The organism is Streptomyces sp. HUAS MG91, from assembly GCF_040529335.1.
In the GTDB taxonomy this organism is placed as follows: Bacteria; Actinomycetota; Actinomycetes; order Streptomycetales; family Streptomycetaceae; genus Streptomyces; species Streptomyces tabacisoli.
Genome location: NZ_CP159534.1, coordinates 811042 through 823909 on the forward strand (window position 1 = coordinate 811042; position 12868 = coordinate 823909).

12 protein-coding genes are annotated in these 12868 nt (G+C 74.0%); 8 read left to right on the plus strand and 4 right to left on the minus strand.

Annotated features, from left to right (window positions below; translation table 11 throughout):
* Positions 1-219 precede the first annotated feature (219 nt).
* From ABII15_RS03850 to ABII15_RS03875, 6 genes are read left to right on the plus strand one after another with little or no spacing between them, the layout of a single operon-like run.
* On the plus strand, positions 220-1515 hold the full coding sequence (locus ABII15_RS03850) for an FAD-dependent oxidoreductase (RefSeq protein WP_353940836.1): 1296 nt from the start codon (positions 220-222) through the stop codon (positions 1513-1515).
* A complete protein-coding gene (locus ABII15_RS03855; protein ID WP_353940837.1) occupies positions 1512-2246 on the plus strand; it encodes a DUF1365 domain-containing protein in 735 nt (244 codons plus the stop codon). The genes ABII15_RS03850 and ABII15_RS03855 overlap by 4 nt, the downstream gene beginning before the upstream one ends.
* On the plus strand, positions 2243-3526 hold the full coding sequence (locus ABII15_RS03860) for a cyclopropane-fatty-acyl-phospholipid synthase family protein (RefSeq protein WP_353940838.1): 1284 nt from the start codon (positions 2243-2245) through the stop codon (positions 3524-3526). The genes ABII15_RS03855 and ABII15_RS03860 overlap by 4 nt, the downstream gene beginning before the upstream one ends.
* Entirely contained in the window at positions 3523-4833 is a 1311-nt protein-coding gene (locus tag ABII15_RS03865; RefSeq protein ID WP_353940839.1) for a cyclopropane-fatty-acyl-phospholipid synthase family protein, read from the plus strand. The genes ABII15_RS03860 and ABII15_RS03865 overlap by 4 nt, the downstream gene beginning before the upstream one ends.
* Positions 4830-5639, plus strand: a complete 810-nt coding sequence (locus ABII15_RS03870) for a DUF1295 domain-containing protein (RefSeq protein ID WP_353940840.1) — start codon at positions 4830-4832, stop codon at positions 5637-5639. Before ABII15_RS03865 ends, ABII15_RS03870 begins: the two co-directional genes overlap by 4 nt.
* A 25-nt stretch (positions 5640-5664) precedes the next feature.
* Positions 5665-7179 (plus strand): cryptochrome/photolyase family protein, encoded by a 1515-nt coding sequence (locus ABII15_RS03875; RefSeq protein ID WP_353940841.1) that lies wholly within the window; start codon positions 5665-5667, stop codon positions 7177-7179.
* Between the two features lie 3 nt (positions 7180-7182).
* Here ABII15_RS03875 and ABII15_RS03880 read toward each other — a convergent pair whose 3' ends face one another.
* Both ABII15_RS03880 and ABII15_RS03885 read right to left on the minus strand, forming a co-directional pair.
* Positions 7183-7938 (minus strand): anti-sigma factor, encoded by a 756-nt coding sequence (locus ABII15_RS03880; protein ID WP_353940842.1) that lies wholly within the window; start codon positions 7936-7938, stop codon positions 7183-7185.
* Positions 7935-8519, minus strand: coding sequence for a sigma-70 family RNA polymerase sigma factor (locus ABII15_RS03885; RefSeq protein WP_353940843.1), 585 nt, complete (start codon positions 8517-8519; stop codon positions 7935-7937). The genes ABII15_RS03880 and ABII15_RS03885 overlap by 4 nt, the downstream gene beginning before the upstream one ends.
* A 163-nt stretch (positions 8520-8682) precedes the next feature.
* Here ABII15_RS03885 and ABII15_RS03890 point away from each other — a divergent pair, with 163 nt between their 5' ends.
* Complete coding sequence (locus tag ABII15_RS03890; protein WP_353940844.1) at positions 8683-9333, plus strand: alpha/beta hydrolase; 651 nt, start codon at positions 8683-8685, stop codon at positions 9331-9333.
* A 25-nt stretch (positions 9334-9358) separates the two neighbouring features.
* On the opposite strand, the gene ABII15_RS03895 is transcribed toward ABII15_RS03890, so the two are convergent.
* Positions 9359-10366, minus strand: coding sequence for a MerR family transcriptional regulator (locus ABII15_RS03895; RefSeq protein WP_353940845.1), 1008 nt, complete (start codon positions 10364-10366; stop codon positions 9359-9361).
* A gap of 212 nt (positions 10367-10578) precedes the next feature.
* On the opposite strand from ABII15_RS03895, the gene ABII15_RS03900 reads away from it, so the two are divergent.
* Positions 10579-11193: a sigma-70 family RNA polymerase sigma factor gene (locus ABII15_RS03900; protein WP_353940846.1), complete on the plus strand. Its 615-nt coding sequence runs from the start codon at positions 10579-10581 to the stop codon at positions 11191-11193.
* 42 nt (positions 11194-11235) lie between these two features.
* Here ABII15_RS03900 and ABII15_RS03905 read toward each other — a convergent pair whose 3' ends face one another.
* On the minus strand, positions 11236-12807 hold the full coding sequence (locus ABII15_RS03905; RefSeq protein WP_353940847.1) for an SDR family oxidoreductase: 1572 nt from the start codon (positions 12805-12807) through the stop codon (positions 11236-11238).
* Positions 12808-12868 lie beyond the last annotated feature (61 nt).

The following is a 12868-nucleotide window of genomic DNA, read 5'->3' on the forward strand; positions in this document are numbered from 1 at the left end:
GCAGCGCCTGCGCCGCCGCCTGCGACGGGCGCCCTTCGGGGTTCACGGTTGTCCACCCGCTCACCCTATCGACGCCGTCCGTGATCCCCGGCTCCGCGACCTCGTGCGCCCCTGTTCACCACCCTTTTCACGGAGTGGCGCGCCCTCCACCAATCCGCCGCCCGGCCCGCTCCGGATCATCAGTGAGACCGCGCCCGCGGTCGCCGGGGAGGAGAGGCGATGACGTCGATATCGGGGCAGGGTCCCGGGGAGGCCGGGCAGCGGCGCACCGCCGTGATCGGCAGCGGCGTGGCGGGGCTCACCGCCGCGCACGTCCTGGGCCGCACGCACCACGTCACCCTGTACGAGGCCGACGACCGGCTCGGCGGGCACGCCCACACTCACGAGGTGACCTCGCCAGACGGTGCGCGGCACCGCGTCGACTCGGGTTTCATCGTGCACAACCGCGCCACCTACCCGCACCTCCTGCGGCTGTTCGCCGAACTCGGCGTCGCCACCCAGGAGTCGGAGATGAGCATGTCGGTGCGGTGCGACGGCTGCGGCCTGGAGTACGCCGGAGCCCGGGGCCCGGGCGGACTGTTCGCCCGCCCACGCAACGCCGTGCGCGGGCCCTATCTGCGGCTGCTCACCGAAGTGCCCGCCTTCCACCGCGCGGCCCGGCGCCTGCTCGACGAGGATCCCGGCTGCGCGCTCACGCTGGGCGGCTTCCTGGACCGCGAGGGCTTCTCCGCGTACTTCCGTACGCACTTCATGACCCCGCTCGTCTCGGCGGTCTGGTCCTGCGACGCCGCCACCGCCCAGGTCTACCCGGCGGTGTACCTGTTCCGGTTCCTGCGGCACCACGGGATGCTCTCGGTGAGCGGGTCGCCGACGTGGCGCACGGTCACCGGCGGCTCCCGCAGCTATGTCGACCGGGTGGCCGGCGGCGTGCACGCTGTGCGCCTCGCGACGCCGGTCAGGGCTGTGCGCCGGCACCCGGACGGGGCCGACGTCACCACGGAGGACGGCACCACCGCCTCGTACGACTCCGTGGTGATCGCCACGCACCCGGACCAGGCCCTGAACCTGCTGGCCGACGCCACACCGGACGAGAAGACAGTCCTCGGCGCCTTCCGTTACTCCCGCAACACCACGCTGCTGCACACCGACACCGCGCTGCTGCCGCGCGCCCGGCGGGCCCGCGCCTCGTGGAACTATCTGATGCCGTCCTGCGCGGCGGGCGCCGACCGGGTGCGGGTCAGCTACGACATGAACCGGCTGCAGCGCCTCGACGCACCCGAGACCTACGTCGTCACGCTCGGCGGCGAGGACCGGGTCGCCCCGGACCGGGTGCTGGCCCGCATGGTGTACGAACACCCCGTCTACACACCGGAGTCGGTCGCCGCGCAGGAGCGGCTGCCCGAACTGGACTCCGGCGTCTCGGCCTTCGCGGGCGCCTATCACGGCTGGGGATTCCACGAGGACGGCTGCCGCTCGGGAGCGGTGGCCGCCGCGGCGCTGGGGGTGCGCTGGTGACGGCCGCGCCCGCCCTCTACGACGTCGCGGTCGTCCACGTACGCACCGCGCCGCGGCGCTACACCTTGCGGCACCGCACCTACATGTGGCTCATCGACCCCGACCACCCGCCGGAACTTCCGCTCCTGCTGCGTCCGTTGGCGCGGTTCGACCCCCGGGACCACTTCACGGGCCGGGCGCCGACCGTCCGCGCCGGCCTCGACGCCTTCCTGGCGGAGCACGGGGTGGATCTGGAGGGCGGGAAGGTGCTGATGTTCGCTCACGCGCGGGTACTCGGGTACGTGTTCAACCCGCTCACCCTCTACTGGTGCCACGGCCCGGACGGCGCGCAGCGCTGTGTCGTCGCCGAGGTCCACAACACGTACGGCGAGCGGCACAACTATCTGCTGTACCCCGACGGCACGGGCCGGGCGACGACCGGCAAGGAGTTCTACGTCTCGCCGTTCTTCCCCGTCGACGGCCGTTACCGCATGCGCCTGCCCGCCCCCGGCGGCCGGGTCGACCTCACCGTGCGGCTGGAGCGGGAGGGCGGCCGGCCCTTCACCGCGACCGTTCGCGGTGCGCGGCGGGACGTGCGGGCGCGGACCCTGCTGCGGCTGGCCGTGCGCCGGCCGTGGTCGACGCTCGCCGTGTCCGCCGCGATCCGGCTGCACGGCGTGCGCCTGTATCTGCGCGGGCTTCCGGTCCAGCCCCGGCCCGCTCCACGACGATGCCCGGAGAACCAGCGATGAGAACAGACGACTCCCCCTCGACCACAGCCTTCCGCGGCACGACGCGGCCGCCTGCCGTGGATCCGGTCCGCTGGCCGGACGTCGCGGCGCCGCCCCGGACCTCACGGGCCCGCACCGCCGTCGCCGCGGCCGTCGTACGCCGGGCGCTGGAGCGGCTGCCGCTGCGCGTCCGGTTCGCCGACGGCACCGAGCTCGGCCGGGGCGGCCCGCTCCTGGAGGTCCGCCGGCCGCGGGACTTCCACGCCAGGATCGGCCGGAACGGTCTGATCGGGTTCGGCGAGTCCTACCTGGCACGGGAGTGGGACGCCCCCGATCTGGTGGCGGTGCTGACGGTGCTCGCGGCACACGCGGCCGATCTGGTGCCCGCCCCCTTGCAGCGGCTGCGCGGCCTGTGGGCGACGCGCCGGCCCGCCGCCCAGCGCAACAGCCCGGACGGCTCCCGGGAGAACATCAGCCACCACTACGACCTGTCCAACGACCTGTTCGCCCTGTTCCTCGACGAGACCCTCAGCTATTCGTCGGGCGTCTTCCGGGCGCTGCCCGCCGAGTGGAGCCTGCTCGCCGACGCCCAGCGCCGCAAGATCGACCGGCTGCTCGACCTGGCCGAGGTGCGCGAGGGCACCCGGGTGCTGGAGATCGGCACCGGGTGGGGCGAACTGGCGCTGCGCGCCGCCGCCCGCGGCGCCCGCGTCACCACGCTCACCCTCTCCCACGAGCAGCGCGACCTGGCGCGCGAGCGGATCGCGGCGGCCGGGCTCGCCGACCGGATCGCGGTCGAGCTGTGCGACTACCGCGAGGCGAAGGGCACGTACGACGCCGTCGTGAGCGTCGAGATGATCGAGGCCGTCGGCGCCGAGTTCTGGCCCGTGTACTTCCGCACGCTCGACGCCCGCCTCGCCCCGGGCGGCCGGGTCGCGCTCCAGGCCATCACGATGCCGCACGACCGGATGCTGGCCAGCGGATCCACGTACACCTGGATCCAGAAGTACATCTTCCCCGGCGGCCTGCTGCCGTCCGTGGAGGCGGTGGCGGAGGTCGTCGGCGAGCACACCGGGCTCACCGTCGCGCGCCGGGACGGCTTCGGCGCCCACTACGCCGAGACGCTGCGCCTGTGGCGCGAGCGGTTCACCGAGCGCGCGGCCGAGGTCGACGCGCTGGGTTTCGACGAGACGTTCCGCCGCATGTGGACGTTCTATCTCGCCTACTCCGAGGCCGGGTTCCGCTCCGGATACCTCGACGTCCAGCAGTACGTGTTCACCAAGGAGGAATCCGCGCGATGACCACCGCACGTCCCGTCCGGACCGGCGCCGCCCACCGGCTCGCCGCCCTCGCCGCGACCGCGCTCGGCGGGCCGCTCCCGGTCCGGCTGCGCACCTGGGACGGTGCCGAGGCGGGCCCCGTCGACGCTCCCGTGGTCGTCGTACGGTCCCGCCGGGCGCTGCGCCGGCTGCTGTGGCAGCCGGGCGAACTGGGCCTCGCACAGGCCTACGTGACCGGTGAGATCGACGTCGAGGGCGATCTGGCGACCGGCCTGCGCGCCATGTGGGCGGCGACGAGGGAGCGCCGGCTGCACCCGCCCCGTCTCACGCTCGCCGAGCGGGCCCGCGCGGCGCGCACGGCCGCCCTGCTGGGAGCGGCGGGCCCGCCGCCTGCGCCGCCCGCCTCCCAGGCGCGGCTGCGCGGCGTCCTGCACAGCAGGTCCCGCGACCGGGCCGCCATCAGCCACCACTACGACCTGTCGAACGCGTTCTACCGGCTGCTGCTCGACGAGACGATGGCCTATTCGTGCGGCTACTGGGCGTCCGACGCACCGGAGTTCGGCGCCGCCGACGCGCAGCGCGCCAAGCTGGAACTGATCTGCCGCAAGCTGGGCCTGGTGGAGGGCGCGCGGCTGCTCGACATCGGCTGCGGCTGGGGTTCGCTCACGCTGTACGCGGCCGAGCGGCACGGAGCACGGGTGACGGCAGTGACGCTCGCCGCCGAACAGGCAGCACATGTACGGGAACAGGTGCGCGAGCGGGGTCTCGGCGACCGGGTCGACGTGGTGTGCCAGGACTACCGCGACATCACGGGCGGCGGCTACGACGCGGTCGCCACCGTCGAGATGGGCGAGCACGTCGGCGACGCCGAGTACCCCGCGTTCGCCGCGTCCCTGCACCGGCTGGTGCGGCCCGCGGGGCGGGTCCTGGTGCAGCAGATGTCGCGCGGGACCGTGGCCCCCGGCGGCGGTGCCTTCATCGAGGCGTACATCGCCCCGGACATGCACATGCGGCCGCTGGGCGAGACCGTGGCGCTGCTGGAGTCGGCCGGTCTGGAGGTGCGGTCGGCGGAGTCGCTGCGCGAGCACTACGTGCGCACGGTCGAGGCCTGGCACCGCACGCTGGAGGAGCGCTGGAGCGACGTCGTGCGGCTCGTCGGCGAGGAGACGGCCCGGGTGTGGCGGCTGTATCTGGTCGGCGGCGCCCTGGCGTTCGACGAGCGGCGCATGGGGGTCGACCAGATCCTCGCGGTCCGGCCGACCGCCGACGGCCACGCCGCGATGCCCGCGACACAGCAGGACTGGTACACGGGACTGGCGGAGCTGTGAACGGCTTTCCCTGGGCGGAGTTCGCGGCGGGCCTCGGCTGGTCGGCCGCCGCCGCGCTCGCCGTGCTGCTCGCCACCTTCGCCGTGGCGCTGCGCAAGGGGCTGCACCGGATCGTCGACGTCGCGTGGGGGCTCGGCTTCACGGCGGTGGCCCTGGTGAGCTTCGTGGCGTCGGCGGGCAGCGGCGACACCGGCCGCCGGGTGCTGGTGACCGTGCTGACGGCGGTGTGGGGCGTCCGGCTGTCCGTGCACATCGCCCGGCGCGGCCGCGGGCACGGTGAGGATCCGCGCTACGAGCGGCTGCTGGCGAAGGCGCCGGGCAGCCGGAACCTCTACGCCCTGCGCATGGTCTATCTGCTCCAGGGCGCGCTCGTCTGGCTGGTGTCGCTGCCGGTCCAGGCCGCGGGATACGTGCCGGGGCCGATGAGCGGGTTCGCCTGGGCGGGTGGCGCGCTGTGGGCCGTCGGGCTGGTCTTCGAGGCGGTGGGCGACGCCCAGCTCGCCCGGTTCAAGGCCGACCCGGCGGCCAAGGGCCGGATCATGGACCGGGGGCTGTGGCGCTACACCCGGCATCCCAACTACTTCGGTGACTTCTGCGTGTGGTGGGGCCTGTTCCTGCTGACCTGCGACGCGCCCGCCGCGGCGGCCGTCAGTGTCGTCTCGCCCGTGGTGATGACCCTGTTGCTGACGAAGGGCAGCGGCAAGCGCCTGTTGGAACAGCACATGGCGGGTCGTCCAGGCTATACCGAGTACGTGGCGCGGACCAGCGGCTTCCTCCCCTGGCCGCCGCGCCGCCGACCGCGGTAGGACCACTCGGAAGGAACGGCGCACGGTGCCTGAGAACGACACGGACGTGGCGGCCCACTGGCTCTTCGGCGACCAGTTGGGGCCGCACTTCCTCACGGCGGGACCCGACGGGCCGCACCGGGACACCCCGCTCCTGATGGTGGAGTCCCGCGGTGTGTTCCGGCGCCGCAGGTTCCATCGCGCCAAGGCGCACCTGGTGCTCTCGGCGATGCGGCACCGGGCCGCGGAACTCGGCGACCGCGTCACCTATGTGCGGGCCGACGGCTATGTGGAAGGGGTGCGCGAGGCCGTCGGCGACGCCCCGCTGACGGTCCATCATCCGACGTCCCGCGCGGCGCTGAAGCTGGTCCGCGCCCGCCCGTCGACGCGGGTGCTGCCCGCCCGCGGGTTCCTCGTCGGCCACGACGCCTTCCGGGAGTGGGCGGCGCGGAGCGGTTCGGGACAGCTGCGCCAGGAGACCTTCTACCGGTGGGTGCGCGGCAACCACGACCTGCTGATGGACGGTGCCGAGCCGGCCGGCGGGCGCTGGAACCTCGACCACGACAACCGCGAACCGGCGCCGCGCGGTGCGGCCGACCTCGGGGTGCCCGCCCCCTACCGGCCGCGCGAGGACGACATCGACACGGAGGTCCGCGCGGACCTCGACCGCTGGGAGCGCGAGGGCACGGTCGAGTTCCTGGGCGAGGACGGGCCGCGCCGCTTCCCGGCGACCCGCCGCGAGGCGCTCTCCGCGCTGCGGCGCTTCCTGGAGGTCCGGCTGCCGACCTTCGGCACGTACGAGGACGCCGTGCTCGCGGCGGACCCCGTCATGAGCCACAGCCTGCTGTCCTCGTCGCTCAATCTCGGCCTGCTGGATCCGGCGGAGTGCGTCGAGGGCGCCGAGGCCGAGTACCGGGCTGGCCGGGCGCCGCTGAACAGCGTCGAGGGCTTCGTGCGGCAGATCGCCGGCTGGCGTGAGTACGTGTGGCAGCTCTACTGGCACTTCGGCCCGGAGCACCGGAAGGCGAACGTGCTGCGGGCGCACGGCGAGGTGCCGTCCTGGTGGGAGGAGCTGGACTCCGGCGCGGTGACGGCGAACTGCCTGTCGCACGTGCTGGACGACGTGCGCGCGACGGGCTGGACCCACCACATCCCCCGGCTCATGATCCTGGGGAGCTACGCCCTGCAGCGCGGCTGGGACCCGGCCGAGGTGACGGACTGGTTCCACCGCGCGTTCGTCGACGGCTACGACTGGGTGATGGTGCCGAACGTCGTCGGGATGTCCCAGTTCGCCGACGGCGGGCGGATGACGACGAAGCCGTACACCTCCGGCGGCGCCTATCTGAACCGGATGACCGACTTCTGCGGCGACTGCCGCTTCAAGCCGACGGTGCGGGTGGGCGACGACGCGTGTCCGTTCACCGCCGGGTACTGGGCGTTCCTGCACCGGCACCGCACCCGGTTCGAGCACAATCCGCGGATGGCTCAGGCGGTCCGGGGACTGGGCCGCCTGAGCGATCTGGACGCCCTGCTCGAACAGGAGCGGGACCGTGCCGACTGACCGTCAGGCGGGCAGTCGCATCAGCGCCACGGGGGCGGAGGTGGGCTGTTCGGATCCGCCCGCCGGTTCGACGGTGATGCCCATGCCGGACGCGCCGTCCACGGCTCCGCTCAGCAGCACCGTCTGGTCGTGGCGTGCGGCGTCCATGAGACCGGCCGCCCGCATGGTGCCTCCGTCGTCGAACCACAGCTGGTAGACCTTGCCCCGGGGCGGCTCGGCCATCCCGGAGACGACCAGGACGGCCTTGTCCTGGGCGGCGGAGACGACGACGGTGCCGGTGGCGCCGCCCGCCAGTTTCGCCGAGCCGGTCCTGGCGTCGGGCGCCGCGAGGACGGCGGCGATCCGGTCGCTGCTCCGCTCGGCCTGCCGGGCCTGCCGCACCGCGTCGTCGGCGCGCTGGTGCTGCCACACCGCGACTCCGCCGAGGGACGCGGCGGCGGCCAGGCACGCGGCCAGCGCCCACCGCGACAGCAGGCGGCGCCGCGCGACACCCGTGCGGACCGTCTGGGCGGGGTACGGCCGCGCCGGCGTCTCCTGGCGCACCGTGGTGATCCGCCGCAGCACCTGTTCGCGCAGCTCCGGGCGGGGCGCGTCGGACGCGGCCAGGCCGAGCCGGGCGGCGGTCGCGGTCAGTTCGGCCGTCTCCTGCGCGCAGGCCTCGCAGTCCGCGAGATGGCGTTCGAACGCCTCCCGCTCCTCCTCGGTCAGTGCGTGCACGGCGTAGGCGCCGGTCAGCGTGTGCAGGTCTGCGGTGGTCATGCGGTCACCCCCAGGCAGTCGCGCAGCCGGATGAGTCCGTCCCGCAGCCGGGTCTTGACCGTGCCCAGCGGCACGGCCAGCGCCTCGGCGACCTGACGGTAGGTCAGTCCACGGTAGTACGCCAGTGTGACGGCCTGCCGCTGGATCTCGGTCAGGGTGCGCAGACAGCGCCGTACCTGCTCCCGTTCGAGCCGGGCCTCGACCTGCTCGCTGACCTGGTCGTACTCGGGTGTGTGGTCCAGGAGCGCGGCCCTGCGGTCCCGGGCCGCGGCCGCGTCCACGGACCGTACGCGGTCGATGGCCCGCCGGTGGGCCAGGGTGAGGATCCAGTTGATCGCGGTCCCCCGGTCGGGGCGGTAGCGGGGCGCCGTGCGCCAGACCTCCACCAGGATCTCCTGGGCGACCTCCTCGGACTGCGCCCGGTCGCGCAGTACGGCGCGTACGGTGCCGAAGACCGGTCCCGCCACGGCGTCGTACACCGAGGTGAAGGCCTTCTCGTCGCCGAGGGCGACGCGCCCCACGAGTTCCTCGAGGTCCGGCTCGTCGGCCGGACGACCGCCGATGTGCACGGCTTCTTTCACTGGGCCCTCCGTGATCGCTGCATGTCCACGGGTAATTCGGAGAGCGATCGTCCGCGGATTGGTCCATGGACCGATCCGTCCGCGGATCGGCTACGGATCGATGATGAGGGATCGACGGGGAAAGGGCGCGGTACGGCGCCCGGCGCGGAGGGAGCGGACTCGGATGACGGTGGACGAACGCGGGACACGGGCGGCGCGGACGAGTGCTCTGGTGCCCGGGAGGGTTCCTTCCCGGACGCGTGCGGCGGTGCTGTTCCTGCACGGCGGCCGGGCCGACAGCCGCGCCCCGTCGCGGCCCTGGCATCCGGCGGCCCTGCGGATGCGGCCGTTCGCCGGGGCCGTGGCCGGCGCGCTGCCGGACGACGGCGTGCTGCTCGCGCGGGTGCGCTATCGCGTGCGCGGCTGGAACGGGGCGGCGTCCGATCCGCTGCACGACGCCGACCGTGCCCTCGTGGAACTCGCGCGGCTGGTGGGTGAGGTGCCGGTGATCCTGGTGGGCCATTCGATGGGCGGCCGTGCGGCACTGCGGGTCGCGGGCGCGGCCTCGGTACGGGGTGTGCTGGCGCTGGCGCCGTGGTGTCCGGACGGTGAACCGGTGGCGCAGTTGCGGGACCGCGATCTCGTGGTGCTGCACGGGGACGGCGACCGGGTGACGGACCCGGCGGCTTCACGGTCCTTCGCGGAACGGGCGGGCGCGGCAGGCGCGCGTGCCGGGTTCCGGGTCGTGCCGGGCGGTGATCACGCGATGCTGCGGCATGCGGGGGTGTGGCATCGCACGGCGGGGTCGGTGGTGGCGGAGTGGTTGTCGCGCTGACGGCCCGACGGCCGGGGCGGGCGCGTCAGCGGGAGTCCGCCGCCAGCAGGGCGACCGCCTCGCGCAGGCCGGCGGGTTGGACCGCCCGGTCGACGGTAGCGCCTCGCCAGCCCGGGCCGGCCAGGTAGAGGCGGGGCTGCTGCCGGGCGCCCTGCGGGCCCCAGGTCGACTGGAGGAGATGCTGGGCCAGCGGCGTGTTCGCCAGTGAGCGGGCCTGCGACCAGAGCAGGACGGCGGCGGGGCCGGTGCGGCGCACCGTGGAGACGAGCGCGTCGGCGGGGACGGCCGCGCCCAGCATCCGGGCCGGGCGGCCCGCCTGGAGCAGCGCCGCGTGCACGGCCTCCAGCGGCAGGGTGTGCTGCTCGCCGGGCACGCAGGCCAGCAGGACGGAGCTGTCGTCCCCGTTCGTGCCGGGCAGGCCCAGGAGGAACGGCGCGTTGCGCAGCGCCGTCGACACGTGCCAGGAGAGCAGGTGCTCGACCTCGACGTACCGGTCGCCGGACGTCTCCCACTTCCGGCCGACCGCGTGCAGGGTCGGCATCATGAGTTCCTCCCAGGCGGCGATCACCCCGTACGTCCGTACGAAGCCGTTCAACCGCTCCTGGACGGCACCGGAGTCGAGGCGCAGCGCGGCCCGGATGAGCCCGCGGCACTCGGCTCTGACCGTGCCGGGCGGTACCGCCGGGGAGCCGGTGGCAGCCGGGACGTCGGTGCTCTCCTCGCCGAAAGGTTCCGCCGCGCTCGGGCGGGCGTCGGCGTTGTGTTCCTTGACGACACGCGCGGCTTCGGCGGGCGGCACACCGGAGGCGGTCAGCCGGCACATCTCCTCGATCATGGCGACGTCCCGGGGGGACCAGCGGCGGTGCCGCCCCTCGTCCCGGCGGGCCGGACCGAGGCTGTAGCGCCGGTCCCACGAGCGCAGTGTCGTGGGCGAGATGCCGAGCCGCCGCGCCAGCGAGCCCGACGTGATCCCGGCGCCGTCGGTGGTCGAGGGGCGCCGGGAGGATCTCGACGGAGCGTCGCGGGTGTCCATGGATCAACTATATCGATGCGTAACCGGTGCACGCCCGGTAGAGGTCCGATAATGACGCTCACCTCGCCCTTTGCGCGGAGCGTCGGCGCCGCGCGGTGCAGGGGTCACGATCATGGCGCGTAAAAGCGATGCGTATTCGTTGCGAGTCGAAACGGGCCCGGCTCGCTGGTCAGGGTGGACCCACTCAGTCGGCCAGAGAAGGGCACGGGTCCATGCGCGCTCAAACGATTTCCCGGACGAGGACGCCGCGCGAGGACCTGTGGGCCCCCGTCGAGGAGTCCCTCGCCGACGAAGAGATCGCGGCCGGGCTGCGCGACGGCGCGGAGCCCTGCCTGGAGGCCGCGTACCACCGCTGGGGCACGCTGGTCCACACCCTCGCCCATCGCTCGCTGGGCGACGCGCGGGAGGCCGAGGACGTCACCCAGCAGGTGTTCCTGGCCGTCTGGCGCGGCCGGGACGGCTACGACCCGGCGCGCGGCGCCCTGGCCGGCTGGATCGTCGGCATCACCCGGCGCAAGATCGCCGACGCGCTGCGGGCGCGGACCCGGCGCTCCGACCTGGCGTCCGCCGCGGAGGCGGCGCTGAGCCTGGCGGTCCCGGCCGCCGACGACGCACCGCGGCGGACACTCGACCGGGTGGTGGTGAGCCACGAACTGGCACAGCTGCCCGCGACCCAGCGCCGCGTACTGGAACTGGCCTTTTTCGCCGACCTCACCCACACCCAGATCGCACAGGTGACGGGCTGGCCGCTGGGCACGGTGAAGAGCCACTCGAAGCGGGGCCTGCACCGACTGCGGCTGCGGCTCGTCGGCACCGACGTCGACTGAGCCGCGGCCGTCCGCACCGGTCCCCGCCCGGCCGGACCACCCTCAGCCGGACCGCGGAGCCCCGCCCGGCTGTCCGGCCTCCGCCTCCTCCGTGAGACGTTCCGCCGCCTTGGTGATGTTGTACGTCATGCCCCCGAACACGATGGCGTGGAAAGGGGCCACGCTCCACCAGTAGGCGTGTCCGCCCAGCCCGTGCGGATGGAACAGCGCCCGCTGGAGCAGCACCGTGCGCCCTTCGCGGTCGTGGGCGACGCGGAACTCCAGCCAGGCCAGTCCCGGCAGCAGCATCTCGGCGCGCAGCCGCAGGCTCGTGCCGCGCTGGATCTCCTCCACCCGCCAGAAGTCGACGACGTCGCCCAGGCGCAGCCGGGTGGCGTCCCGGCGGCCCCGGCGCAGTCCCACGCCGCCCACCAGCCGGTCGATCCAGCCGCGCACGGACCAGCCGAGGCCGAACGAGTACCAGCCGTGCTCGCCGCCGATGCCCTCGATCACCGTCCACAGTGCCTCGGGGGTCGCGTCGGTGCGCCGCGCCCGGCGATCGGTGTAGAGGCTGCCGCCGGCCCAGTCGGGGTCGGTGGGCAGCGGGTCGCTCGGCACTCCGGGGACGGCGGCGGCGGACCAGTGCGTCGTGACCTGGGCCTGTTTCACCTGGCGCAGCGCGAGCCGCAGCGCGTCGTCGAACGGGATCGGGGTGCCGGGGGGATCGGGCACGTACCGCGCGATGTCGTGCTCCGCGCAGACGACCTCGTGCCGCAGTGACTCGGCGAGCGGCCGCGCGATGCCGCGCGGGACCGGGGTGATCAGTCCGATCCAGTGGCTCGACAGGCCGGGCGTGAGCATCGGCACGGAGAGGATCATGCGGTGGGGCAGGTCGGCGACGCGCGCGTAGCGCTGCATCATGTCGCGGTAGTTCATGACCTCGGGGCCGCCGATGTCGAACGTGCGGGACACGGTGGCGGGCAGGTCCGCGCAGCCGACGAGATAGCGCAGCACGTCGGCCACGGCGATGGGCTGGATGCGGGTGCGCACCCAGCGGGGGGTGACCATGACGGGCAGGCGTTCGGTGAGATAGCGCAGCATCTCGAACGACGCGGAGCCGGAGCCGATGATGACGGCGGCGCGCAGCACGGCGGTGGGCACCCCGGAGCGCAGCAGGATGCGGCCGACCTCGCTGCGGGAGCGCAGGTGCGGCGAGAGTTCCGGCTCGGGGACGTCGCTCGGCGTCAGGCCGCCCAGGTAGACGATCCGGCCCACGCCGGTCTGCGCGGCGGCGTCGGCGAAGGTCCGCGCCGCCCGCCGGTCGGTCTCCTCGAAGTCGTCGCCGCTGCCCATGCCGTGCACCAGGTAGTAGGCGATGTCGATGCCGTCCAGGGCGGCGGTCACGGACGGCGGGTCCAGGACGTCACCGCGGACGATCTCGACCTGCCCGGCCCACTCGAAGTCGCGCAGCTTCTCCGGGGTCCGTGCCAGACACCGGACGCGGAAGCCCTTCGCGAGCAGTTCCGGGACGAGCCGGCCGCCCACATAGCCGCTCGCGCCGGTCACGAGGCAGTGCCGCCCGTCGCCCGCCGTGGACTCTTCGGGCGCTGACCGTTCATCGGGGGAAGAACTCATGGTCGGACACGTACCCCGCACAGCGGCGGGCGTGCGCCGCTATCCGGGTACGGGCGCGGCG

Excerpts from the sequence above, each read along its gene's own strand:
- ABII15_RS03865 (WP_353940839.1), top strand. The coding sequence starts at position 3,523 with ATGACCACCGCACGTCCCGTCCGGACCGGCGCCGCCCACCGGCTCGCC.
- ABII15_RS03900 (WP_353940846.1), top strand. The coding sequence starts at position 10,579 with ATGCGCGCTCAAACGATTTCCCGGACGAGGACGCCGCGCGAGGACCTG.
- ABII15_RS03860 (WP_353940838.1), top strand. The coding sequence starts at position 2,243 with ATGAGAACAGACGACTCCCCCTCGACCACAGCCTTCCGCGGCACGACG.
- ABII15_RS03890 (WP_353940844.1), top strand. The coding sequence starts at position 8,683 with ATGACGGTGGACGAACGCGGGACACGGGCGGCGCGGACGAGTGCTCTG.
- ABII15_RS03850 (WP_353940836.1), top strand. The coding sequence starts at position 220 with ATGACGTCGATATCGGGGCAGGGTCCCGGGGAGGCCGGGCAGCGGCGC.
- ABII15_RS03895 (WP_353940845.1), bottom strand. The coding sequence starts at position 10,366 with ATGGACACCCGCGACGCTCCGTCGAGATCCTCCCGGCGCCCCTCGACC.
- ABII15_RS03880 (WP_353940842.1), bottom strand. The coding sequence starts at position 7,938 with ATGACCACCGCAGACCTGCACACGCTGACCGGCGCCTACGCCGTGCAC.
- ABII15_RS03905 (WP_353940847.1), bottom strand. The coding sequence starts at position 12,807 with ATGAGTTCTTCCCCCGATGAACGGTCAGCGCCCGAAGAGTCCACGGCG.